The sequence below is a fragment of the Polaromonas sp. P3_B1 genome, assembly GCF_056402935.1.
The window spans coordinates 1-23,306 of record NZ_JBFUGK010000025.1 but is presented as its reverse complement, the minus strand read 5'-3'; the positions used below and the strand labels follow the sequence as shown (position 1 = coordinate 23,306).

At 66.8% G+C, this 23,306-nt stretch carries 19 protein-coding genes; 10 read left to right on the top strand and 9 right to left on the bottom strand.

The window, feature by feature from the left end; translation table 11 throughout:
* Positions 1-5: 5 nt before the first annotated feature.
* From AC1DXS_RS15355 to AC1DXS_RS15345, 3 genes are read right to left on the bottom strand one after another with little or no spacing between them, the layout of a single operon-like run.
* A complete protein-coding gene (locus AC1DXS_RS15355; protein ID WP_477738349.1) occupies positions 6-773 on the bottom strand; it encodes a cytochrome b/b6 domain-containing protein in 768 nt (255 codons plus the stop codon).
* The gene (locus tag AC1DXS_RS15350) at positions 745-1,224 is read right to left on the bottom strand and encodes a diheme cytochrome c (RefSeq protein WP_477738348.1); all 480 of its coding nucleotides are present in this window, start codon (positions 1,222-1,224) and stop codon (positions 745-747) included. The genes AC1DXS_RS15355 and AC1DXS_RS15350 overlap by 29 nt, the downstream gene beginning before the upstream one ends.
* 34 nt (positions 1,225-1,258) lie before the next feature.
* Positions 1,259-1,687: a DUF1924 domain-containing protein gene (locus AC1DXS_RS15345; protein WP_477738347.1), complete on the bottom strand. Its 429-nt coding sequence runs from the start codon at positions 1,685-1,687 to the stop codon at positions 1,259-1,261.
* A gap of 170 nt (positions 1,688-1,857) precedes the next feature.
* On the opposite strand from AC1DXS_RS15345, the gene AC1DXS_RS15340 reads away from it, so the two are divergent.
* The 10 genes from AC1DXS_RS15340 (at position 1,858) to AC1DXS_RS15295 (ending at position 14,408) form a co-directional block, all read left to right on the top strand.
* Positions 1,858-3,321, top strand: a complete 1,464-nt coding sequence (locus tag AC1DXS_RS15340; RefSeq protein ID WP_477738346.1) for a bifunctional aminoglycoside phosphotransferase/ATP-binding protein — start codon at positions 1,858-1,860, stop codon at positions 3,319-3,321.
* Between the two features lie 76 nt (positions 3,322-3,397).
* The gene (locus AC1DXS_RS15335) at positions 3,398-4,927 is read left to right on the top strand and encodes a thymidine phosphorylase family protein (protein ID WP_477738345.1); all 1,530 of its coding nucleotides are present in this window, start codon (positions 3,398-3,400) and stop codon (positions 4,925-4,927) included.
* Complete coding sequence (locus tag AC1DXS_RS15330; RefSeq protein WP_477738344.1) at positions 4,924-5,847, top strand: ribose-phosphate pyrophosphokinase; 924 nt, start codon at positions 4,924-4,926, stop codon at positions 5,845-5,847. Before AC1DXS_RS15335 ends, AC1DXS_RS15330 begins: the two co-directional genes overlap by 4 nt.
* Before the next feature lie 37 nt (positions 5,848-5,884).
* Entirely contained in the window at positions 5,885-6,532 is a 648-nt protein-coding gene (locus tag AC1DXS_RS15325; protein WP_477738343.1) for a nitroreductase family protein, read from the top strand.
* Positions 6,533-6,772: 240 nt separating this feature from the next.
* Positions 6,773-7,468, top strand: coding sequence for an ABC transporter ATP-binding protein (locus tag AC1DXS_RS15320; protein WP_477738405.1), 696 nt, complete (start codon positions 6,773-6,775; stop codon positions 7,466-7,468).
* Between the two features lie 4 nt (positions 7,469-7,472).
* Complete coding sequence (locus tag AC1DXS_RS15315; RefSeq protein ID WP_477738342.1) at positions 7,473-9,836, top strand: ABC transporter permease; 2,364 nt, start codon at positions 7,473-7,475, stop codon at positions 9,834-9,836.
* 162 nt (positions 9,837-9,998) lie between these two features.
* Positions 9,999-11,186, top strand: coding sequence for an efflux RND transporter periplasmic adaptor subunit (locus AC1DXS_RS15310; RefSeq protein WP_477738341.1), 1,188 nt, complete (start codon positions 9,999-10,001; stop codon positions 11,184-11,186).
* Between the two features lie 133 nt (positions 11,187-11,319).
* Entirely contained in the window at positions 11,320-12,306 is a 987-nt protein-coding gene (locus tag AC1DXS_RS15305; protein WP_477738404.1) for a zinc-dependent alcohol dehydrogenase family protein, read from the top strand.
* A 117-nt stretch (positions 12,307-12,423) separates the two neighbouring features.
* Positions 12,424-13,785, top strand: a complete 1,362-nt coding sequence (locus AC1DXS_RS15300; RefSeq protein ID WP_477738340.1) for an MBL fold metallo-hydrolase RNA specificity domain-containing protein — start codon at positions 12,424-12,426, stop codon at positions 13,783-13,785.
* A 122-nt stretch (positions 13,786-13,907) separates the two neighbouring features.
* Positions 13,908-14,408: a universal stress protein gene (locus tag AC1DXS_RS15295; RefSeq protein WP_477738339.1), complete on the top strand. Its 501-nt coding sequence runs from the start codon at positions 13,908-13,910 to the stop codon at positions 14,406-14,408.
* 848 nt (positions 14,409-15,256) lie between these two features.
* Here AC1DXS_RS15295 and AC1DXS_RS15290 read toward each other — a convergent pair.
* The 6 genes from AC1DXS_RS15290 to AC1DXS_RS15265 form a co-directional block, all read right to left on the bottom strand.
* Positions 15,257-16,069, bottom strand: coding sequence for a hypothetical protein (locus AC1DXS_RS15290; protein WP_477738338.1), 813 nt, complete (start codon positions 16,067-16,069; stop codon positions 15,257-15,259).
* 414 nt (positions 16,070-16,483) lie between these two features.
* Positions 16,484-17,464, bottom strand: coding sequence for an alpha/beta hydrolase family protein (locus AC1DXS_RS15285; RefSeq protein WP_477738337.1), 981 nt, complete (start codon positions 17,462-17,464; stop codon positions 16,484-16,486).
* Between the two features lie 26 nt (positions 17,465-17,490).
* Entirely contained in the window at positions 17,491-17,898 is a 408-nt protein-coding gene (locus AC1DXS_RS15280) for a BLUF domain-containing protein (RefSeq protein ID WP_477738336.1), read from the bottom strand.
* Between the two features lie 111 nt (positions 17,899-18,009).
* Positions 18,010-18,840, bottom strand: a complete 831-nt coding sequence (locus tag AC1DXS_RS15275; protein ID WP_477738335.1) for an oxidoreductase — start codon at positions 18,838-18,840, stop codon at positions 18,010-18,012.
* Between the two features lie 55 nt (positions 18,841-18,895).
* On the bottom strand, positions 18,896-22,024 hold the full coding sequence (locus AC1DXS_RS15270; protein WP_477738334.1) for an efflux RND transporter permease subunit: 3,129 nt from the start codon (positions 22,022-22,024) through the stop codon (positions 18,896-18,898).
* Positions 22,021-23,127 (bottom strand): efflux RND transporter periplasmic adaptor subunit, encoded by a 1,107-nt coding sequence (locus AC1DXS_RS15265; protein ID WP_477738333.1) that lies wholly within the window; start codon positions 23,125-23,127, stop codon positions 22,021-22,023. Before AC1DXS_RS15265 ends, AC1DXS_RS15270 begins: the two co-directional genes overlap by 4 nt.
* Positions 23,128-23,306 lie beyond the last annotated feature (179 nt).

The following is a 23,306-nucleotide window of genomic DNA, read 5'->3' as shown; positions in this document are numbered from 1 at the left end:
GGCGCTCAGTCGTGATCACCCTCCACGCCGGCAGCTTTCGCCGCTGCTGCGGGCCGGTCCATCAGGCGGCCGGAGGGAGCGCCTTGCCATTGCAGCCACCAGAAGCCCAGCACCGCCACGAGCATCAGGATTGCCACGCTGCGCCAGGCCCGTGCAACAGCGTCCTGAGGGCGGCCGGTCTTGTAGCCGGTGACCATGGCCCACACCAGGTTCTCACGGTGCAACCAGCTGGCAGCCAGCACACCGGCAATATGCAGCCCCACCACCGCCAGCATGGTGTTGGCGGCCAGCTCATGCAGGTCTTCCAGCCAGCCGCCACCAAGATCGCTGTAGGTGGCCCAGCCCGTCGCCGCGATCAGCGCGGCCAGCCCCAAAAGCGCCACGATGGCCATCGCGCCGGCCGGATTGTGTCCGACATGGCGCTCCGGCCGGCGGCGCAGCAGGGCACGCAGGTAGCCTGCCACCGCGCGCGGTCCGCGCACAAAGCTGGAAAAACGCGCGTAACGCGTGCCGATCAGGCCCCAGAGCACACGAAAGATCACCAAACCGGCCATGGTGTAGCCCAGCGTGACATGCAGCAGTCGCCAGCTTTCGCTTTCGGCGGTAATGTAGGCCCCCGTAAAACTGAGCACCAGCAACCAGTGGAAAACACGCACCGGCGCGTCCCAGACAAGCACCCTGGCCGCGGCCTGTGCTTGAGCGGGTATTTCAGCCGAAGGGTCGGCCGAAGGGGTGCCCGCCGTGTCAGCGGGGGATGCGGATGTCGCGCTCATTGAATTCTCCTTGGTCAGCTCGTGTATGGCAGGCGATGCAGTTGGCTGCGCTTTTGACCGCCGGCAGTTTCCAGGTGGCGGGTGCCACCTCATCGTGTTTGCGGATGAACCACGCGGAACGGGTGATGCGATCCTGCGGCGGCTCTTGCCTCACGCGTTTGTAGGTACCCGCGTGGGTGTCCAGCCAGACGGACAGGTCCTTGACCGTGGCCGCGTCCAGCGAAGCGTCGGTGCCGTAATGGTTCTTCAGGTTGCCCATTACGCGCTGCCACGACGCGGCAGGCAGCATGCCCGGCGGGTAAGCCACATGGCAGGCGGCGCATTCCTGCTGGTACTTCGGCAGCAGCGGCACCAGACGCCCGCCGTCGGCCAGCGCGGTGTGCGCAACGCCCACTGCGGCAAGCAGGCCGGCGCAGTAGGTGTAGAAGCGGGAACGAAGATGAAGAACCATGATGTTTTCCTTTCCGGAGGGTGTGTTGCCGGCGTCAGGGCTTGAGCGTGAGCAGCCAGCTCAGCACATCGGCCTTTTCGGCTGCGCTGCATTCGCGGCCCAGCACGTCGTTGCAGTTGCGGCGGAACCATTTTTCGGTTTTCACTGCATCCGTAAAACGCTCAGGGTTGAAGGCCGGCGCCAAGGGGCCGATCGACTTGCCGGTGGAGGCGTGTTTGCCAGCCTGCGTGGGCACGGTGCCGTGGCAGGAAGCGCAGCTCCATTCGCGGCCCTGCCGCGTGGTGAACAGCTGCTGGCCCCGGGCCGGCACGGCAGGCGCACCGGCTTGGGCGGTGTAGCCGCCCAACATCTCCGCCGGCGTGGCTGCCCGGACGACCTGCGTACATACCGTGCCGGTGAGGCAGGCTGCGGCGATTGCGAGGCGGAGACCCCTGCGGCATGGGGGCGACGACGAAAAGTTCATGGGAGATACCTCTTTTTTGAATGGCTTCATGATGTTGCGCCGTCCTTAGGGTTTTCTTAAGCGGAATGCGCTGTGCCCGAAATTGCGGCCGCAGGAGGCGCCGACCCTGTTTGACACGCCCGTTTGACCGGAATCAAACGGAGTTCCCGGTCCCGGCCTATCCTCTTGCCATGCCCATCCAAGACGAGGCCCTTCTTTCCGCCCGCGAGCTGGTCCATACGCTGGCCGGTGTTGCGGGCGCGCGGGTGATAGAGACGCACATCTCCTGGGTGCTGCTGGGGCCGGAGCTGGCCTGGAAAATCAAGAAGCCGCTTCGACTGCCCTTCGTCGACTACGCCGGCCTGCAGGCCAGGCGGCACTTCTGCGAAGAAGAAGTCCGCCTGAACCGGCGGCTCGCGCCTTCGCTGTACCTGGGGGTCACGCGCATCACGGGAGCGCCGCATTCACCGCAACTGGATGGCGAGGGACCGGTGCTCGAATACGCGGTGCGCATGCGCCGCTTTGCGCCGGGCGCCCTGTTCAGCGAAAAAGCCGAGGCGGGCGATCTGGGTGCGGCGGACATTGACGAACTGGCCGCGCTGCTGGCCGGCTTTCATGCAAGCGCGCCGCGTGCCGAGGCCGCCGGTGGTTTCGCGGGCCCACCGCAACGCCGGCAGGCGGCGCTGGCCGCGCTTGACGGCGCGCGGCCGCTGATGGACGAGGCCGCGCACGCCGCGCTCAAGGCCTGGCTCGAGGCCGAGGCGATGGTCCTCGCGCCGCTGTGGACCGCGCGGCTGGCGGACGGCCATGTGCGCGAATGCCACGGCGACCTGCACCTGGCCAACGTCGTGCGCCTGGAGGGCGGTGTTGCGGCCTTCGACGGCATTGAGTTCGAGCCGGCGTTGCGCTGGATAGACGTGCTGGACGACATCGCTTTTGTGGTGATGGACCTTTGGGCCCATCAGCGGCGGGACCTGTGTTTCCGCTTCCTCAATGCCTGGCTGGATGTGACGGGCGACCACGGCGGCCTGCCGGCGCTGCGCTTTTCCGTCGTCTACCGGGCACTGGTCCGGGCTCAGGTGGAGCAGTTGCGCAGTGCCGACAGCCCAGCCGCGCGCCGCTACCTGGACACGGCGCTGGCCTGGGCCGCACCCGGCAATGCCCGCCTGTTCATCACCCATGGCTTGCCGGGCTCCGGCAAAACCTTTGCCTCGCAGCGCATCGTCGAACGGGAGGGCGCGATCCGCCTGCGCTCCGACGTTGAACGCAAACGCCTGCACGGCCTGGGCATGCTGGAGGATTCGCGTGCCAAAGGGGTGGACCTGTACCAGGCCGACACCACAGTGCGTATCTACGCGCACCTCTTTGCCGTGGCGCGCACAGCCCTGCAAGCGGGATACCCGGTGATTCTCGACGCGGCCTTCCTGCGCCGCACCGAGCGCGAGCGGGCGCATGCACTGGCGCTGGCCCTGGGGGTGCCGTTTTGCATCGTGGCCTGTGAAGCGCCCCTGGCCGTGCTGCGCGCGCGCCTGCTGGCCCGCCGGGGGGATGCCTCCGAAGCCGACGCCGCCGTGCTGGACCGCCTGCGGGAGACGGCGCAAGCGCTGTCCGCGCGGGAACGCGCTTTCACGCAAGCGCCGCCTCCGCCCGGGTGACGCGCACGCGGCCCGCACTTGCGTTTTATCAAGGCCGGCGGCGCTCACCGTGCCTACAGTGGCAGGAAACACCGCCATGCAAGAAACTCCCCACACGCCCACCGCCAACCGCTTGCGCCTGCGCAGGCTGGGCATAGACACCTACCAGGAACCGGTGCTCTACATGCACCACGACTGCCCCGTCTGCCGCTCGGAAGGCTTCGAAGCGCAGTCGCGGGTGGAGCTGCGGCTGGACGGCCGCACCATCGTGGCGACGCTCAATGTGGTCAGCGGCGACTTTCTGTCGCCGGATGAAGCCGGCTTGTCCGAGGCCGCCTGGCGCCTGCTTGGCGCGAGGCCGGATGCGGAGGTTTCGCTGCACCACCCCGCGCCGCTCGAATCGCTGGGCCATGTGCGCGCCAAGGTCTACGGAAAGCGCCTGGGCCAGGCGGCCATTGATGCCGTGATCGGGGACGTTGCGGCGGGCCGCTATTCGGACCTGCAGCTTGCAGCCTTTGTGACCGCCTGCGCGGGCGAGCACCTGGATACGGACGAAACCATCGCGCTCACGCGCGCCATGGTCAACGTCGGCGAGCGCATGCACTGGGGCGAAGGACCGGTCATGGACAAGCATTGCGTGGGCGGCCTGCCCGGCAACCGGACCACCATGGTCATCGTGCCCATCATCGCGGCCTGCGGGCTGCGCATGCCCAAAACCTCGTCGCGCGCCATCACCTCACCCGCCGGAACGGCCGACACCATGGAGACCCTGGCGCCGGTGGACCTGGACGTGGCGCAGATACGCCGCACGGTCGAGCGCACCGGCGGCTGCATCGTCTGGGGCGGCGCCGTGCGGCTCAGTCCGGCCGACGATGTGCTGATCCGCGTCGAGCGCCCGCTGGACCTGGACAGCCAGGGGCAGCTTGTCGCTTCCATCCTGTCGAAGAAGGCTGCAGCCGGTGCCACGCATGTGCTGATCGACATGCCCGTCGGGCTGACCGCCAAGGTTCGCAGCGCGCATGCCGCCCACCAGCTTGCGCGGCAACTTGAGCAAGTGGGCCAGGCCCTGGGCCTGCGGATGCGCGTGGTGCAGACGGACGGTGTGGCGCCCGTGGGCCGCGGCATAGGCCCCGCGCTGGAGGCGCGCGATGTGCTGGCGGTGCTGCGCCGCGAGGATGGCGCGCCGGCCGATCTCGCGCAGCGCTCCCTGCACCTTGCCGGGCAGATTCTTGAGTTCGGCGGCGCCGCGCCGGCCGGCGGCGGCATCGCGCTGGCCACCGCCGTGCTCGAGGACGGGCGCGCCTGGAAAAAATTCCAGGAGATCTGCGAAGCGCAGGGCGGCCTGCGCGAACCCCCGCTGGCCGCTTGCCGCCAGCCCGTGCCTTCGCCGCGCGCCGGCACCGTGATCGCCATCGACAACCGGCGCCTGGCCCGCATCGCCAAACTCGCGGGAGCGCCCATCTCGGCTTGCGCCGGCATCGCCATGAATGTGCAGCTGGGCGCGGTCGTGGAGCGCGGCCAGCCCTTGTTCACGCTGCACGCGGCCTCGCCGGGCGAGCTGGCCTATGCGCTGGAATACGCCACCACGCAGGCCGAAGCCGTGCATGTGATGGAGGATGCGCGATGAAGCGCGAACCGATGCTGGTCCTCGCCCTGCCCGGCGGGGCGCCGCTGGCCGCGGCGCTGGCGCGCAGCCTGCGCTGCGGCTGGAGCGAGCTGGCGCTGCACCATTTCCCCGACGGCGAGACCGGCGTACGCATAGACGCCGCGGTCGAGGGCTGCTGCGTCATGCTGGCCGGCAGCCTGGACCAGCCGGACGCCAAGACACTGCCGCTGTTTTTTGCGGCGGACGCGGCGCGCGAACTGGGCGCCTCGCAGGTCGGCCTGGTGGCGCCCTACCTGGCCTATATGCGGCAGGACAAGCGCTTTCATCCCGGCGAAGCCGTCACCTCGCGCAGCTACGCGCGGCTGCTGTCCGCGTCGCTGGACTTCCTGGTGACCGTCGACCCGCACCTGCACCGCGTGCACGGGCTGGGCGAGATCTATTCCATCCGCACGCAGGTGGTACCGGCGGCCCCCCTGATTGCCCGCTGGCTGCGCGGCCATGTCGCGTCGCCCTGGCTGATCGGGCCCGACGAGGAGAGCGCGCAGTGGGTCGCCGAAGTCGCTAGGCTGGCCGGCGCCCCCTGGAGCGTGCTGCGCAAAACGCGGCGCGGCGACCGGGACGTGGGCGTCAGGCTGGCAAGCCCCGAACGCTGGCCGGGGCACGTGCCGGTGCTGCTCGACGACATTGTTTCCACGGGCGAAACCATGCTCGCCGCGGCGAGCCTGCTGAAAAAAAACGGGCTGGGCGCCCCCATTTGCATCGCCGTGCATGCTCTGTTTGACGCACAGGCCCAGCACCGGTTGCTTGAAGCGGGTGTGTCGCGCGTACTGAGCTGTGACACGATCAGCCACCCCTCCAACGCCATTCGCATGGCCCCCTTGCTGGCTTGCGCCGTGCGCCAAATCTACGCGGACCAGGGCGCAACAAGCCAGCCGGCCTGAAACCCGCGACTTCAGCAACATCCCAAGGAGCAACAGCATGACCACCATGAGTAAATTCGCCCTCGGCCTGATGGGCAAACTGCGGCCCCTGCCTTCGCTGGGCGATGCGGCCCCCGTGCTCACCCTGCCGCCGCCCGACAGGCTGGGCGGCCTGCCGCTGATGGAAGCGCTGGCCGCGCGCCGCTCCCGCCGTGAATACAAACGGGACAACTTGCCGCGGCAACTGCTGTCCAACCTGCTGTGGGCGGCCGGCGGCGTCAACCGCGACGGGGGCGGGCGCACGGCGCCTTCGGCGCTCGGCTCGCACGAAATCGATATTTTTGCCGCCCTGCCCACGGGCGCTTATCGCTACGACGCCGCCAGGCATGAATTGCAGCTGGCCGCGGGCGCCGACCTGCGGCGTGTCACGGGTTACCAGGACTTCGTCGATGACGCGCCCCTGGACCTGGTTTATGTCGTGAACCAGGCGCGCATGGGCTTCATCCCCGCCGGCCGGCGCGAGGCCTACGCCCACGTCGCGGCCGGGGCCATGGCGCAAAACGTCTACCTCTATACCGCCAGCAGCGGCCTGGGCGCGGTGCTGCGCGCCTGGATAGACCGCGAGGCGATCGCCGACGCGCTGGGCCTGACGCACGACCAGCAGGTCCTGCTCTCGCAGACCGTTGGCTACCCGGCGGCGGCATGATCCGCGCCCACCAAAGCCGCGGGCCTTGATGGAAATCAAGCCATCACCGCCGGGCACGGCCTAGAGTCGCCGCTACGGCTGCAACGACCGCATCTCGCGCTGATTTGCCCACCTGTGCGGTAGCCGTAGCGCAAGGAAATTTCCGTGTCCAGCCACTTTCATGACATTGCCGCCATCACGGGCCAGCCGCAAACCCCTGCGGGCGCGCCTGACACGCAGCCGCCGGCGGCCGGCAAGCCGGTGCTCGCCGTGCACCAGCTTTGCAAGACCTATGGCGCGGGCGAGACGGCCGTGCGCGCGCTTCGCGACGTCAATCTGGAGGTGCAGTCCGGCGAGTTCATCGTGCTTCTGGGCGCATCGGGTAGCGGGAAATCGACGCTGCTCAACATCATCGGTGGGCTGGACGTTCCCACCAGCGGCGAGCTTGAATTCGACGGCCGTGCGCTGCACGACGCCGGCGACGCGGAGCTCACCGCGTACAGGCGCGGGCATGTGGGCTTTGTGTTCCAGTTCTACAACCTCATCCCCAGCCTCACGGTGCGCGAGAACGTGGAACTGGTGACCGACATCGCGGACAAGCCTATGCCGGCGGACGAGGCGCTGGCCCTGGTGGCCTTGTCGCATCGGCGCGACCATTTTCCGTCGCAACTTTCCGGTGGCGAGCAGCAACGCGTGGCCATCGCGCGCGCCATCGCGAAGCGGCCGCGCCTGCTGCTGTGCGATGAACCGACAGGCGCGCTGGACTACGCCACCGGCAAGCTGGTGCTGGAAGTGATCGCGCAAATCAACACCAGCCTGGGAACCACGGCCATCGTGATCACGCACAACGCGGCCATCGCGGGCATGGCGGACCGCGTGGTCAGGCTCGTGGACGGCCGCGTCGCAGGCATCGAGGTGCCCGCGCGCAAGCTGACACCGGCGGAACTGTCATGGTGACGGCATGACGGCGCTGGACCGCAAAGTGCTGCGCGACCTGCGCCTGCTGTGGAGCCAGGCGCTGACGATCGCGCTGGTCGTGGCCAGCGGCATAGGCGGTTTTATCGCCTGCCTTTCGGCCGTGGACACTTTGTCGCTGGCGCGCGAGCGCTTCTACGCGGACGGGCATTTTGCCGACGTCTTCGCGGTGGTGCGGCGCGCCCCGCAGGAACTGGCGCTGCGCCTGGCCGAAGTGCCCGGCGTGGTCGACGTCCAGTCCACGGTGGAGGCCTCCGCGCGCGTTTCCGTGCCCGGCAGCACGGAGCCGGTCGTGGGCCAGCTGATCGGGCTGGATAGCCGCGCGCCGCAGCGGCTGAACCTCGTGAGGCTGTACGCGGGCCGGCTGCCCGCGACGGGCTCGCGCGCGGGCGCCCTGGAGGCGGCCGTGTCGCGGGGATTCGCGCTGGCACACCACCTGGAGCCGGGCTCGCAGGTGACGGCGCTGGTCAACGGCAAGCAGCGCGTGCTTCGCATCACCGGCATCGCCCTGTCGCCCGAATACATCTTCGCGGGGCTGTGGGGCATGCCCGACCTGCGCGCCTTCGGCGTGTTCTGGGTAGACAAGGATGAGCTGGCCGCCGCCATGGACATGGACGGGGCCTTTAACCATGTGGCGCTGAAGCTGACGCCCCAGGCTTCGGAATCCGCCGTGGCCGAGGCGGTGGACGCGCTGCTGTCGGACAGTGGAGGCCAGCCGGCGCACGGGCGAACCGAGCAGACCTCCCATGCCATGCTGGACAACGAGATCCACGAACAACGCATCCTCGGCACCGTGCTGCCGCTGATTTTCCTGGCGGTGGCGGCCTTCCTGCTGCACGTGGTGGCCGCGCGGCTGGTGGCAACCCAGCGGGAGCAGGTTGCGGCGCTCAAGGCGCTGGGCTATCGCAACAGCAGCATCGCGCTGCACTACCTCAAGCTCATGGCGCCCATGGTCGGCGCCGGCTGGCTGGCCGGCCTGGCCCTGGGCAAGTGGCTGGGCGTGATGCTGGCGGGGCTGTATGCGCAGATCTTTTTTTTCCCGGGGTTCGATCACATCGTTTCGCCGCCGCTGGTGGTGGCGAGCCTGGCCATCGTCTCGGTCACGGCCGCGCTGGGCACGCTCACGGCGATCGCCGCGACGGTCCGGCTTGCGCCGGCGGAGGCGATGCAACCCCCGGCGCCCGGCCGTTTCCGGCGCTCGCTGCTCGAACGCGTGCCGCACCTGCGGCCCGCGGCGGCCTTGCGGATGATCCTGCGCAACATCGAGCGCCGGCCGCTGCGGGCGGCGGTGACGACGGGCGGGATCGCGGCGGCGGTGGCCATTGTCATCATGGGAAACTTCTTTCGCGACGCCATCGAGGTGATCGTCGACACCTCGTTCAACCTCGCCATGCGCGCGGACATCGCGGTATGGACGACCGACCCGGTGGACGCCGGGGCGGCAAGGCTGCTGGCGCGCCTGCCGGGGGTGCTGCAGGTCGAGGCGGGCCGCGGCGCGGCGGTGCGCTTCGTGCACGGCCAGCGCCGGGAAACCGGCACCATCCAGGGCTATGCCCAGCCCCCATCGCTGCGCCGCGTCATCAACGTGGACCGGCATGAGGTGGTGCCGGCCCCGGACGGCCTGCTGATGAGCGACCGGCTTGCGGCCAAGCTCGACCTGCGCGTCGGGGACACGGTGACCGTGGAGGTCCGGGAAGGCCGGCGCCCGGTGCGCGAGGTGGTGGTCACCCGCATCGTGCGCGACATGATGGGCCTGAACGCCTACATGGACCGCCGCGCGCTCAACCGGCTGCTCGGCGAGGGCGATGTCGCGTCGCTGTTCAGCCTGTATGTGGAGCAAGGGACTGCCCCGGCGGTGCTCCAGGCCACGCAGGCCATGCCGCGCATCGCCGGGGCCTTCAGCAAGGCCACCATGCTGCGCAACATGCGGGAAGTCACGGCGCGCAACATCCTGATCATGAGCAGCGTGCTCACGGCCTTCGCGGCCGTGATCGCCGTGGGCGTGGTCTACAACAACGCGCGCATCGCGCTGTCCGAGAGGACCTGGGAACTGGCGAGCCTGCGCGTGCTGGGCTTCACGCGCGCCGAAGTCTCCCTGCTGCTGCTGGGCGAGCTGGCGCTGGGCATTGCCGTCGCGCTGCCGCTGGGCATGGCGATGGGCTGGGCCCTGACGCACGGCATCGTCGAGCTGATGCGTTCCGACCAGTTCTACTTTCCCGTGCTGATCCGCGCGCGCACCTATGCCTGGGCCGCGCTGTGCGTGGTGGCCGCCGGCGTGGCCAGCGCGCTCGTGGTGCGCCGGCGGATCGATGCGCTGGACATGGTGGCCGCCCTCAAGACGCGGGAGTAAGGCGGCATGCGGGCCTTCACGCCGTGCCTTGATCCAGATCAGAGCACAGGCAGGCGGATCCGCCTACTCTTGGCCGCACGCGCAGCTTATGTCCAGCCTTGAGGAAATCACCATGAAGTTTCACCAACGCCCCGCCGCATCCGGCGCGCACGGGTGGCGCCCATGAAGCGCAAGCAATACCTGATATCCGCGGCGGCCGTGCTGGCCCTCGCGGCGGCCCTGGCCTGGGCTTTCGCGCCCCGCCCCGTCGAGGTCGAAACCGCGCGGGTGCGCACCGGCCTGTTCGAGCAGGCGGTGGAAGAGGACGGGCGCACCCGGCTGAGGGACCGCTACACCATCTCGGCGCCCGTGGCGGCAAGACTGACCCGGATTGCGCTGCGCGCGGGCGACGCCGTGAACCAGGGGGACGTGGTCGCCGAACTGCTCCCGGCCATGTCGCCCATGGTGGACGGCCGCAGCCTGCAGCAGGCCGTGGCGCGCCTGGGTGCGGCGGACGCGGCGCTGGTCCGCGCGAAAGCCCAGACGGCCCAGGCGACGGCGGCGCTGGATGAAAGCCTGCTGGACCTGCAGCGAACCGAGGAGCTGGCGGCCGTGGGTTTTGTGTCGCCCTCGCGCATGGATACTGCGCGCCTGGCCGCCACGGCGAACCGCCGCGCGCTGGATGCGGCCATCGCGGCGCAGGAAGCCGCGGCGCATGAGCAGGAGTTCGCGCGTGCCGCGCTGGCGCCGTCCGAGCCCGGGCGCGCGGGCCGGCCCCTGGTTCTGCGCTCCCCCGTCTCCGGCCGGGTTCTTCGGGTCGCGCAGCCTAGCGAGGTGACGCTGGCCGCCGGAGCCGCATTGCTGGAGATCGGGGACGCGGCGCGGCTCGAAGTCGTCAGCGAACTGCTCACCGCGGATGCCGTGCAGGCGCCCGAGGGCGCGCGCGTCATCATCGACCGCTGGGGCGGTCCCGCGCTGGAAGGACGCATCCGGCAGGTGGAGCCGGCCGCCTTCACCAAAGTGTCCGCCCTGGGAATCGAGGAGCAGCGCGCCAACGCCGTCATCGATGTGCAAAACCCCAGCGAAGCCTGGCGCGCCGTGGGCGACGGTTTCCGCGTCAATGTGCGCATCGTCACGGCCAGCGTTCCCGGGGCGCTCATGGTTCCGGTGGGCGCCGTGTTTCCCCATGCTGGAGGGATGGCGGTTTACGTCGTTGAAGGCCGGCGGGCCCAGGTGCGGGCGGTGGACGTGCGGGCGCGCAACGGCAGCGATGCCTGGCTGCGAGGAGGCCTTGCCGAAGGCCAGGAAGTCGTGCTCTATCCGGCGGCGCAAGTGCGGGACGGGGCACGGGTGCGCGCCCGCGTGCCCTGAGCGCGGGCCGGACGGCCTGGCGGTACCCGGGGATTCCCGGCAGCCGGCCGATGCGCCGTCCGCTTGACGCAGCGCAATGCGCCCTGCGGGCAAGCGCCTAGAGTGTCCTTTCCCCACTGGAGGCCAATCCATGATGCGCGCAATGGTTCTGCATAAACCCGGCCGGGCGCTGCGCCCGGAGACACGCCCGATTCCGGCGCCCGCGGCCGGCGAGGTGCGGCTGCGCGTCGAAGCCTGCGCGGTATGCCGCACCGACCTGCACATCGTGGACGGCGAACTGCCCCTTCCGCGCCTGCCGCTGGTGCCCGGCCATGAGATCGTCGGCATCGTCGAATGCCTGGGCGAAGGCGTGCTCGCCCTGCGCGCCGGTGATCGCGTCGGCGTGCCCTGGCTCGCGCATACCTGCGGAGACTGCGCCTTCTGCCGCCTGGGACGCGAAAACCTCTGCGACCACGCGACCTTCACGGGTTACGGGCGCGACGGCGGTTTTGCGACCCACGTGCTTGCCGAGGCCGCTTTCTGCATGCCCCTGGCGCGATCGGCCGACGCCGTCCATACGGCGCCGATGATGTGCGCCGGGCTGATCGGGTGGCGGTCCTTGCGCATGGCGGGCGACGACGCGGAAAAGCTCGGGCTCTACGGCTTCGGGGCGGCCGCCCACCTGGTCGCCCAGGTCGCGCAGCGGCAGGGTCGCAAGGTCTACGCCTTTACGCGCCGGGGCGATACCCAGGGCCAGGCCTTCGCGCGCTCGCTGGGCGCGGTATGGGCCGGCGGGTCGAACGAGACGTCGCCCGAGCGCCTGGATGCGGCGATCATTTTTGCGCCCGTGGGGGAATTGGTGCCCATGGCACTGCGCGCGGTGCGCAAGGGCGGCCGCGTCGTCTGCGGCGGCATCCACATGAGCGACATCCCGTCTTTTCCCTACCGGCTGCTCTGGGAGGAGCGGCAACTGGTGTCGGTCGCCAACCTTACGCGCGCCGATGCGGCGGGCTTCCTGCATTTCATCGCGGCGCATCCGCTGCGCGCAGAGACCACCACCTACCCGCTGGAGCAGGCCAACGAGGCGCTGGCGGACCTGCGGGCCGGCCGGCTCAACGGAGCCGCCGTACTCGTGCCTTGAGCCCGCCGCCACATCAGCCGGGTCGGCCCGCCCTCCCCCCTCGCCCTCACACCGTCAAATGCAGTTTCTCTGCGCTATGTCAAACAGGCCGGTTTGCGGCACGCCTAAGCTGGCGCCATGAAAGTCCAATTCCTGGGTGCCACCGACACCGTCACCGGCTCCAAATACCTGGTCCGCTCCGGCGATGCCGCTGTGCTGGTCGATTGCGGCCTGTTCCAGGGCTACAAGCCGCTGCGCCTGCGCAACTGGTCGCCGCTGCCTGTGGATCCGGCCGGCATAGCCGCCGTGATCCTGACCCATGCCCACATCGACCACAGCGGCTACCTGCCGCTGCTGGCGCGCCAGGGTTTCAAGGGCAAGGTGTTCTGCACGCCGGGCACGGCGGACCTGTGCCGCATCCTGCTGCCCGACGCCGGCCACCTGCAGGAGGAAGAAGCCGAATACGCCAACCGGCACGGTTTTTCGAAGCACGCGCCGGCGCTGCCCCTGTACACACGCGAGGATGCGCTGCGCTGCCTCAAGCTGCTGCACCCGGTGCCCGCCGGCAAGCATTGGCAGCCGGCGCCGGGTCTGAACGCCAGCCTCACGCCTTCGGGCCATATGGTGGGCTCATCCTTCGTGCGGTTGGACAACGGCTCGCGCTCCCTGCTGTTTTCCGGCGACATAGGCCGGCCCAACGACCTGGTGCTCAAGCCGCCCTCGCCCATGGACGGCGCCGACTACCTGGTGGTGGAGTCCACCTACGGGGACCGGCTGCACAAGGACTCCGACCCCCTGCTCGCGCTGGGCCAGGTGATCAATCGCACGGCAGCGCGCGGCGGCGTGGTGGTGATCCCGGCCTTTGCGGTGGGGCGCGCGCAAAGCCTGCTGCATTGCATCGAAGTGCTCAAGACCCAGGGCGTCATTGCGCGCAAGCTGCCGGTCTACCTCAACAGCCCCATGGCGGCCAAGGCCACCCAGGTCTACCTGAAACACAAAAACGAACTGCGGCTGACGTCGGCCGAATGCGAAGCCATGGCGCATACGGCCCACATCGTCGAATCACCGGAAGAGTCGCGCCTGCTCAATGCCAAACACGGCCCCATGGTCATCATTGCCGCCAGCGGCATGGCCACCGGTGGGCGTGTGGTCCACCACCTCAAGGCCTTCGCGCCCGACAAGCGCAACACCATTGTGTTTGCCGGCTTCCAGCCCGGCGGCACACGCGGCGCCCTTATCGCCGGCGGCGCGCCCACGGTGCGCATCCACGGCCAGGAGGTGCCGGTGCGCGCCGAAGTGGCCATGCTGGACGACCTGTCGGCCCATTCGGATGCGGCCGAGATCATGGGCTGGCTACGTGGCTTCAAGTCCGCGCCCCGGCAGACCTTCATCACCCACGGCGAGCCGGCAGCGGCCGACGCGATGCGCCAGCGCATAGAACGCGAGCTGCATTGGACATGCAGAATTCCCGGCTACCTGGAGTCGGCAGCGCTGGTTTGAACGTGCCCGCCACCGCACGCTGCTGAGGCGCCCCTGTCACCTTCGGTTGACGCACGTCAACATCACCGGCCCCAAAACAGCCAACACTGTCTTTATCGCAACTTCAGACCGAGGCAGTCACCATGTTCAAACGAATCCTGATCCCCGTAGACGGCAGCGAGACCTCCAACAAGGCCCTGGTCGCCGGCCTGCGCATGGCGCGCGAAACCAGTGCCAGCGTGCGGCTGCTGCATGCCCTCAATGAGTTGGGAGCCGTGGCGGCGGACGGCACTTACTCAGGCGACCTGGCCGGCATGCTGCGCGAAGGCGGCGCCAAAGTGCTGTCGGACGCCACAGCCATCGCGCAGTCGGCCGGCATAACAGCCGACCAGAGCCTGTGCGAAGAACCCGGCAAACGCCTGGGCGAAGTCGTGGCCGAAGCCGCCAAACGCTGGGGCGCCGACCTCGTGGTCGTCGGCTCCCACGGTCGGCGCGGCCTGGGGCGTGTGCTGCTGGGCAGCGGCGCGGAGCAGATTTTGCGGCTGGCGCCCGTGCCTGTGCTGGTGGTTCGGGATGCGGCTTCGGAGGGTGGGGATCAGGCGGCGGGCAATGGCAGGGGTGCTGAGATCATGGCATCACTCTAGTTCTTGGCGAGGTCAATTCCAACGGTTACGATAGCCATGATTTCCCCTTCCAGGTGAGTTGATGAAAACGCAGTTTCAGTGCAGACTAACTTGTACTCAAGTTACGTCGGAGCTAAAAGTTTGACCTCTCCATCGTGGCACTTTGTTGCCGTAAACCGCATCCCTGACGGGGTGCGGCTCGCTTGGGACGGGGAAGTCCCTTCCATTCGTTAGGCTCGCGAATGCCACCCCCGCAAACCTTGTCGCACCGATGACGGCAGCCAATCGATTCAGATGTCCAGCGTGCGGGTTCTCGGTGTTCAACCGTCGGGTCACCACGTGTGAAGCTTGCAAAGCGCCACTTCCTTCCACACTGAGGTTCAGTGAGAAGGAACTCGCGCAGCTTGCCGAAGAAGCTTTGCGCATTGAGAAGATCAGACGCGACTTGGCACGAGAAGCAGAGCGCCTGGAAGCAGAAAAGCAGCGCCATCGTGGCGACGGGGGCTGAGAGCACAACGCTCCTGCGTGCTCCCCTGCGCTCGTTCTTGGTGTCGATGGCAAGCCGATCTACCCTCCTGAGTGCACGCGCAGCTACGAGTTCGATGCAATTGTTTTGGGAGGCACCGAAGTCATCGCCCCGACCCGTTGGTCCGAAGTGTCAGCCACCACGGTAAGTGCACTGCGTCTCCGTGTAGTTCGCAAAACACGCATGGGTCCGTGAACGCATCCGCCAGAATGGTTTCGTGCCGGCGGGGCATCCAGTTCGGCGATGTGCGCCATTTCATGGACTGGGCTTCGAGTGCCTCCATGCAAAAGCCACGCACCAGCGCATGCAGGTCGCGGCCGCCTGAAGCTGCATCCGTACGGCTTTACTTACCCAACCCAATCGCCGCACGCATCTTCTCCAACTGCTCCGCGGTCGGCACCACAAAGGAGAATTGCGGGCCCAGGTCGAGTGCGACGGCGAGCGGTTTGGACGGTGCCGTCAGGCCCTGGAAGGTGGCAATGGCTTTTTTGACGGCGGCATCCGGCACGCTGGCGTGCAGGTACAAGCCAAAGCCGACGCTGGTGGCCTTGGTCGGAACCACCACGAGGCGTGCCTGGTGCACCTTTTCGGAGCGCCCGGCCAGGCCTTTGAGGCTGGCGCCCAGGGCGGCGGGCTCGCGGGTGACGACGCCTGCCCAGGACTGCTCTTCCCAGGCGAAGACGGCTTTGGCGATCAGGCCCTGCTGGCCGACGGTGGCTTGCGGCGCGACGTCCTCCACATTGCCGCACAGGCCCTCGGCTTTGGCGATGGCGGCTTCCACGCCGGCGGCTGTGCCGAAGCATTTGGAGCGCTGGAGCTGGTCGAGCACGGCTTTCTGCTCGGCCGGCGGCAGGGTTTTCAGCGCCACGGCGCCCGCGTCCGTCGCGGCCTTGCCGACCACGGTGATGGCCAGCACGGCGGGCTGGACCACTTCATTGTTGAACACCGCGAGCTTGTAGCCGCTCATCAGGCCGGTGACCTGGTTGGTGTAGACCCAGCAATAGGGTGTCCGCCCCGACGAGGTGATGTCGTCCACTTTCTTGATGGCATACAGGGGCGCCTGCGGCAGGCCGGCGCGGCCAATGAAGGCATGCATTTCCTGTTCGGCCACGGCGCTTTGGTAGGCGGCTTCACCGCGGAAGAGCTGGGGGTTCATGTAGGCCCCTCCATCGCAGCTTTGAGCCTGGGCAGCCGGTGTCAGGCAAGCGGCGGCCAGTAAAAAGGAAATGAGGGACAGATAACGCATGTTGGGCTCCTGAAGCAGTGGCGTTGATGTGGAGGCAGCCGGGCTGTGGCCGCCGAATTAGTAACAAAACGTCACAAGCACGCTTCGGGCCATCATACTGACGCCTCTTGCCAAAAATGCTACTTTTTACTGAGGGTTGACCCGAATATTAGGTGGCAAGCGTAGCCATAAGCGTGACAAACTGCCACTCCGGCCCCGGACTCCGCGGATCTGGGCAGCGCCTGTATTCTTGAAAAATGGGGTGTCGATGGCTGTGCACACAGAAAGCTCAAAGCCACCGCAATAGAAACGGTGCGTGGCAAAAACAAGCCCAAGCGGTGACGCTCATTGCAGCTTCTCGGCCAGGAACTTTGTGACCATTGATTCGACGCCGGCATGTACCGCCGCGCGGTCAACGTCCGAAGGGTCGAGGCACACTTCAGGCGAGGCTGTCTTCTGCGAAGGTGTGCATGGATCGGCAAACACGAAGTGCCCTCCCGAAATCTTCTGATACAGCGGCGGAACCGGCAACGTAAGCGCCAGGGTATCGGCATTTCCTTCACCTGAAAGCTTGCTCTGCTCGGGCCGGATGAGAAGGACAGGCATCGTCACAGCCCGCAGGCCGTCACGAGGAAATAGCGCCGCCAATGGGTCGAGTAACACGACAGCCTTCAAAGCGAGATGAGGAGGCAAGGGTGTCTCCCGCTCTCGCGTCAAGGGGCCAGGGCTTGGCGCGCCGGAACGGCGTCCACTGGGCGCGTTGTTGCATGACATCACGTCTTCAGGATGAGCGACGCAGTGCGCTGCAAAGTGAGCCTCATCCTGTATGGCGCCTGCAAGCTTCAACGTGACCGCCCCTCCCAGGGAAAAACCGACCATGCCAAGTCGCGCCGGGTCGGCATGCATTGCAAAACGAGGGGTGTCCAGCATCGCCGCCAACGCAAGTTGGACCTGGAATGGTCGAACAGGCAGGCCGGCGGTCCCGTGAAATGGCGCAACCACAATGAAGCCCTGCCGAGCAAGCGACGCGGACAACTCCTTCAACAGCAGTGGGCTGCCTCCGGTCAGGCCGCCACCATGCGACAGCAGCACCACAGGGAAGTTTCCCGCGGCCGGCTGTGCGTCATGTGTCGCCGGAACGAGAACCGGTCCGGTTTGCCATGAAACTTCATCCGCTTGCGTCGGGTACCAAATGAGCGCCTCGAAAGGTGTCGCKGCCGGCACCTCGATGCGGGCGATCCCCGCACGGAACGATTGAGTTTGACCATATGCAATAGAAAACGGTCCAAACGAAAGAAGAATAAGACCCAAAAGTAGCGTGCGCATGACCTCGCCTTAAGTTCATCCCCGGATCAAGGAAGCGCCTGTATCCTTGAAAAAAACACGTGCATGAGGTCGGTGAACGCATCCGCCGGGATGGTTTCGTGCCGGCGGGCATCCAGTTCGGCGATGTGCGCCATCTCCATGGGCTGCGCTTCAAGCGCTGCCATGGAAATGTCCTTAAAAATGCGTTCGCTGGTGGTCGTGATGTAGACGATGCGGCAGTTGTGGTGGCGCATGTCGGTCGCGATCTGGACATACTTGCGCAGCACCGCCTGCTCCGGGCCTTCAAGGATCTGGGCGAACACGCCGCCACCAAATACCAGAAGGCCGGTGATGCCCAGGGGCGGGTTGTTTTTGGCCGCGCTTTTCAGGACGCCGTTCACGGCATCTTCATTGATGCCTTCCTTGGCGTCGCTGATATAGAGTAGTCTGAGCATGGCGCGGAGCTCCTTGAACAGGACTGGCAGTATCGGGACGGGGAAACTTGGCTCCCCTGGGTGTTTGAACCCATCATCCCACTCTGCTCACCTGTTGAACAGCGGAATCGCTCAGCCAAGCCCGAATGATTTCCTCAGGCTTGAATCCACAGGACCAGCGGGCATGAACCGCCGCAATTTGCTGAGCAGCGATGCTTGCCCCGCAGGCGTGCGCCGCATGCGCCAGGGGCCCAGGGCGGCTTCGACGATGGTGTTGGCCACGCCGTCGGGTTCGGGGGCGCTGTTGACGCTGTCGGCTACCGCCTGGGACACCAGGCCGCGTTCACGGTCATAGGCGGCGATTGTTGAGCTGGCCTGGGGCGAATTGAGGTCCAGGTTGGTGCGGGTGTAGTGCGGCTCGACCAGCGTGACGCGTATACCGAACTGGCGCACCTCGTGGTCCAGGGTTTCAGACAATCCTTCCACCGCATGCTTGGACGCCGAATAAAGTCCCATGTAAGGTGCAGGCAGCAAACCGAGCACGGAACTGACATTGACGATACGCCCCGAGCGCCGGGCGCGCATATGCGGAAGCACTGCCTGCGCGGTGCGCAGGATGCCGAAGACATTGGTTTCGAACAGCGACGCAGCTTCATGGATCGCGGTTTCTTCCACCGCGCCGACCATGGTCACGCCCGCGTTGTTGACGAGCACGTCGATGCGCCCTGCCCGGTCGACGATGGACTGGATGGCCTGTTTGACCGATGCATCGTCGCGAACGTCCATTTCCACCAGTTCAACGCCCTGCAGCGGTTTTGTTTTTGCGATGCTGCGCACGGTGCCGAAGACCTGGCAGCCTTGCCTTGCGAGCTTTTCCGCGGTGGTACGGCCTATGCCTGACGACACACCTGTGACAACAACAACTGGGGCCGCAGCTTTAGCAGCAACTTGAGAATTTGACATGACAGATCCCTCGATATGGATAAGTGTTTAAAAAGAAAAGCGGTGAAAAAGAAAATCAGTGGGCCAATGCGGCATCCGCCACATCGGGCTTGCCTTCATGCGGGCTGGGAGCCCGCGGGCCCTCGTCCGCGGCCGGCCTGATCCCAAACCAGATGGAATACATGGCGGGCAGGAATACCAACGTGAGAACCGTCCCTGCAAAGGTGCCGCCTATCAGCGTGTAAGCGAGCGTGCCCCAGAACACCGAATGGGTGAGCGGGATGAAGGCCAGGATGGCGGCCAGGGCGGTCAGGATCACAGGGCGGGAACGCTGCACGGTAGCCTCGACCACCGCACGGAACGGGTCCAGACCCTCCTGCTCGTTGTGGTGGATCTGCCCGATCAAAATCAGGGTGTTGCGCATCAGGATCCCTGACAGTGCGATCAGGCCGACCAGCGCATTGATGCCGAAGGGTTGCTGGAACAGGATCAAGGTAGGCACCACGCCGATCAGGCCCAGCGGACTGGTGAGGAAGACCATGACCATCGCAGAGATCGAGCGCACCTGGAAGATGATGATCAGCAGCGTGATGGCCAGCATGATGGGGAACAGGGGCAGCATGGCCTTGGTGGCTTTGCCCGCTTCCTCGATGGCCCCGGCTTCCTCGATGCGGTAGCCGCCCGGCAGCTTGTCGATGATGGGCTGCAGCTGCGCCCTGATGGCGGTGGACACATCGGGGGGTTGCAAGCCTTCGGCGATGTCGCCGCGCACGGTGATGGTCGGCATGCGGTCGCGCCGTCGCATGACGGGCTCCTCGGTGCGCACCTCGACTTTTCCCACCTGCGACAGCGGGATGCGCTGCCCGCTGGCGCCTGTCAGGGTGAAGTCGGCAATCTTCGCCGGATCGAGCCGGGTGCCGCCGCCCGAACGGGCCACGACCTGCACCGTGCGAATGTCTTCACGCACGGCAGTCAGCGGAACGCCGCTCAGCAAAAACTGCAGCTGTTGCGCCACGGCGCTGGAACTCAGGCCCACGGCCTGCAGGCGGTCCTGTTGCAGGGTGAAATGCAGCGTCGGGCTGCGCGTGCCCCAATCGTTGTTGACGGTGCGCATCATGGGACTGGCATCCATGACCTGTTGCACCTCGGCGGCGATATTGCGCAGCGTCTGCGCATCCGGCCCGCTGACGCGGTAGGCGACGGGGAATGGCGAGTACGGGCCGAACACCAGCTGGGTGACGCGCACGCGCGCCTCGGGAGCGATGCCGTCGGCAATCGCCTTGCGCAGCCGAATCTTTAAGGCCTCGCGCTCATCCTGGTTGTCGGTGCGAACCACGATCTTGGCAAACGAAGGGTCGGGCAGCTCCGGGCCCATCGCCAGGAAGAAGCGCGGCGCGCCCTGGCCGACGTAGGCGGTGACGATCTTGGCTTCCGGCTGCTGGGCCAGCCAGGCCTCCACCTTGGCGGCGGCGGCGCTGGTCTGCACAATCGATGTGCCATAAGGCATCTGCACTTCCACCAGCACTTCGGGGCGGTCGGAGATCGGGAAGAACTGTTTCTTGACCACCGCCATGCCGAGCACCGCAACCACAAAAAGACCTGCCACCGCGCCGGCGACCAGCCATTTGCGGGCGATGACGCGCCCCAGCATCCGGCGCAAGCGGTTGTAGCGCGGCGTGTCGTAGAGGGCTTCGTGGCCGCCCTCGATCTTTTTGAGGTCGGGCAGCATCTTGACGCCCAGGTAAGGCGTGAACACCACGGCGACCACCCAGGAAGCGATCAGCGCGATGCCGACGATCCAGAACATATTGCTGGTGTATTCGCCCGCGGTGGATCGGGCAAAGCCGTTGGGCATGAAGCCGACAGCCGTGACCAGCGTGCCGGAGAGCATGGGCGCGGCGGTGTGGCTCCAGGCATAGGCGGACGCGGCGGTGCGGCTGTAGCCCTCCTCCATCTTCACTACCATCATTTCGATGGCGATGATGGCGTCGTCCACCAGCAGGCCCAGCCCGAGGATCAGCGAGCCCAGCGTGATGCGGTCGAAGTTCTTCCCCGTCGCGGCCATCACGATGAAGACGGTCGCCAGCGTCAACGGCACTGCGGCGGCGACGACGATGCCCACGCGCCAGCCCATGCTCACAAAACACACCACCATGACCACCAGCAGCGCGACGAAGAACTTGACCATGAATTCATCGACCGACGAGCTGATGTTGACCGACTGGTCCGTGACCTTGGTCAGGCTCACGCCCAGCGGCAGGTCGGCGTTGATCGCGCCAATCTCTTTATCGAGCGATTGGCCCAGGTCCAGGCCGTTCCAGCCGTCGCGCATGACCACGCCGAGCAGCAGCGCGGGCTCGCCGCCGTTGCGGATCATGAAGGTTGCCGGGTCTTCATACCCGCGCCTGACGGTGGCGATGTCCGACAGTTTCAGCGTACGCCCCTGCGCCACGATCGGCGTATCGCGGATTTTCTGCAGCTCGTCGAAAGCGCCGTCCAGGCGGATGAACACCTGCGGCCCCCTGGTTTCCACGGAGCCGGCCGGCGTCAATGCGTTCTGGCCGTTGAGCGCAGCAAACACCTCCTGCGAGCCCAGTCCCAGCGTGGCCAGGCGCTCGTGCGAGAACTCGACGTAAATGCGTTCGGGCTGCTCACCGACGATGTTCACTTTTTTGACGCCCGGCACGTGCAGCAGCCGCTGGCGCAGCGTCTCGGCGTCGCGCACCAGCAGGCGCTGCGGTTCGCCCCTGGCCTTGAGCGCGAACAGGGCAAAGGTAACGTCGGCATACTCGTCATTGACCATGGGCCCGATCACGCCTGACGGAAGATTGGCCGCTTCATCGCCCACTTTCTTGCGTGCCTGGTAGAACTGCTCCTGCACTTCCGAAGGCGGCGTGGTGTCGAGCAAGCTCAGGGTGGTGAAAGCCAGGCCGGGCCGGGTGTAGGTTTCGCTGCGGTCGTACCAGCGCAGTTCCTGCAGCCGCTTTTCCAGTTTTTCGGCGACCTGGTCCTGCATTTCCTGCGCGGTGGCGCCGGGCCAGGCGGTGATGACGGTCATCACCTTGACGGTGAAGGCCGGGTCTTCGGCCCGCCCGAGCTTGAAGAAGGAGACCAGCCCGGCCAGGGAGATCAGGCAGATCAGGAACAGGGTGACGGAGCGCTCGCGAACGGCGAGCGCCGACAGGTTGAAGCGGCCCTCGCTCATGGCTTGGCTTTCGCGACGACGGTGGCCTCGCCCGCGACCCGGACCTGCTCGCCTTCGCGCAGCAGGTGCGTGCCCAGCGCGACGATACGCTCACCCTGCTTGAGGGTGCCGGTTACGCGCGCGCTGTCGTCACCCAGGCGCTGGACCGTGACAGGCCGCCAGGACACTTTGGCCGGCTCACCCTGGATCACCCAGACGCCGGGGCCCTTGCCCGCATCGAACAGGGCGGCAATGGGTACCGACAAACCGCCTTGGGCGGCAGGAGCTGCATCCGACAACTGAATGGTGACCGTGCTGCCCAATGGCGCGCCGGCCAACTCGCCGTCCAGCACATAGCGGGCTTCGAAGGTGCGTGTCAGTTTGTCGGCGGCATCCGAGATCTGCCGGAGCCTGGCAGGGGCGCCCGCGCCTTCCTTGCCAAAAAGCGCGGCCACGCCGGTTGAGCCGACCGGGGGGCGCAGGGTTTCCGGCAACTGGACGACGGCTTCACGGCGGCCGGCATGCGCCAGTCGCACCACGGCTTGGCCTGCGTTGACGACCTGGCCGGCTTCGGCCAGTGTTTCCATGACGACGCCATCGGCATCGGCCACCAATTCCGCATAGCGGCTCGCGTTGCGCGCCACGTCGGCCTGGGCTTCAGCCGCATTGAACTGGGCCTTGGCGGCATCCGCCGCGGCCTTGACCTGGTCATAAGCCGACGCCGAAATCGCGCCGGTTCCGCGCAGGTCGCGGTAACGGGCTTCGTCCTCCGCCGTCTGCTGCGCCCGCGCCCTGGCCGCAACGACCGCCTCTTGCTGGGCATGCGCCGCAAGCTTCAGGTCAACCGGGTCGATGCGCGCAAGGACCTGGCCGCGTTTGACGCTTTGCCCGGCGTCCACCAGGCGCTCCAGAACCTTGCCTGGAACGCGAAAGCCCAGGTCACTTTGCACCCGGGCAGCCACGGTCCCGGTGAAGGTGCGCGACGCAAGGGCCGCGTCACGCACAGTGGCCGCGCGCACCAGGGGTGCCTCGGTACGCGGATCTGAAGGCTTTTTGTCGCCGCAAGCGGCTAAAACCAGCGCCAGTACAGGCAGGACAACAAATGAAATGAGACGGCTAGGCATGGAAATCCCGTAAAAACCAGACAGGATTTCATTTTGGAACTAGTGACCATATATGTCAATAGTCACAATCAATGCGGCCGATTAACTAAGAGCCTGTTCAATGTCTAAACGGGGCCGCGCAAGTACCTTCTCGGGATGGGATGCAAGGCGCGGCGCTTGCCCATAGCCCAGCTATGGGC

Excerpts from the sequence above, each read along its gene's own strand:
- AC1DXS_RS15355 (WP_477738349.1), bottom strand. The coding sequence starts at position 773 with ATGAGCGCGACATCCGCATCCCCCGCTGACACGGCGGGCACCCCTTCG.
- AC1DXS_RS15350 (WP_477738348.1), bottom strand. The coding sequence starts at position 1,224 with ATGGTTCTTCATCTTCGTTCCCGCTTCTACACCTACTGCGCCGGCCTG.
- AC1DXS_RS15345 (WP_477738347.1), bottom strand. The coding sequence starts at position 1,687 with ATGAACTTTTCGTCGTCGCCCCCATGCCGCAGGGGTCTCCGCCTCGCA.
- AC1DXS_RS15340 (WP_477738346.1), top strand. The coding sequence starts at position 1,858 with ATGCCCATCCAAGACGAGGCCCTTCTTTCCGCCCGCGAGCTGGTCCAT.
- AC1DXS_RS15335 (WP_477738345.1), top strand. The coding sequence starts at position 3,398 with ATGCAAGAAACTCCCCACACGCCCACCGCCAACCGCTTGCGCCTGCGC.
- AC1DXS_RS15330 (WP_477738344.1), top strand. The coding sequence starts at position 4,924 with ATGAAGCGCGAACCGATGCTGGTCCTCGCCCTGCCCGGCGGGGCGCCG.
- AC1DXS_RS15325 (WP_477738343.1), top strand. The coding sequence starts at position 5,885 with ATGACCACCATGAGTAAATTCGCCCTCGGCCTGATGGGCAAACTGCGG.
- AC1DXS_RS15315 (WP_477738342.1), top strand. The coding sequence starts at position 7,473 with ATGACGGCGCTGGACCGCAAAGTGCTGCGCGACCTGCGCCTGCTGTGG.
- AC1DXS_RS15310 (WP_477738341.1), top strand. The coding sequence starts at position 9,999 with ATGAAGCGCAAGCAATACCTGATATCCGCGGCGGCCGTGCTGGCCCTC.
- AC1DXS_RS15305 (WP_477738404.1), top strand. The coding sequence starts at position 11,320 with ATGCGCGCAATGGTTCTGCATAAACCCGGCCGGGCGCTGCGCCCGGAG.
- AC1DXS_RS15300 (WP_477738340.1), top strand. The coding sequence starts at position 12,424 with ATGAAAGTCCAATTCCTGGGTGCCACCGACACCGTCACCGGCTCCAAA.
- AC1DXS_RS15295 (WP_477738339.1), top strand. The coding sequence starts at position 13,908 with ATGTTCAAACGAATCCTGATCCCCGTAGACGGCAGCGAGACCTCCAAC.
- AC1DXS_RS15290 (WP_477738338.1), bottom strand. The coding sequence starts at position 16,069 with ATGAACCCCCAGCTCTTCCGCGGTGAAGCCGCCTACCAAAGCGCCGTG.
- AC1DXS_RS15280 (WP_477738336.1), bottom strand. The coding sequence starts at position 17,898 with ATGCTCAGACTACTCTATATCAGCGACGCCAAGGAAGGCATCAATGAA.
- AC1DXS_RS15275 (WP_477738335.1), bottom strand. The coding sequence starts at position 18,840 with ATGTCAAATTCTCAAGTTGCTGCTAAAGCTGCGGCCCCAGTTGTTGTT.
- AC1DXS_RS15270 (WP_477738334.1), bottom strand. The coding sequence starts at position 22,024 with ATGAGCGAGGGCCGCTTCAACCTGTCGGCGCTCGCCGTTCGCGAGCGC.
- AC1DXS_RS15265 (WP_477738333.1), bottom strand. The coding sequence starts at position 23,127 with ATGCCTAGCCGTCTCATTTCATTTGTTGTCCTGCCTGTACTGGCGCTG.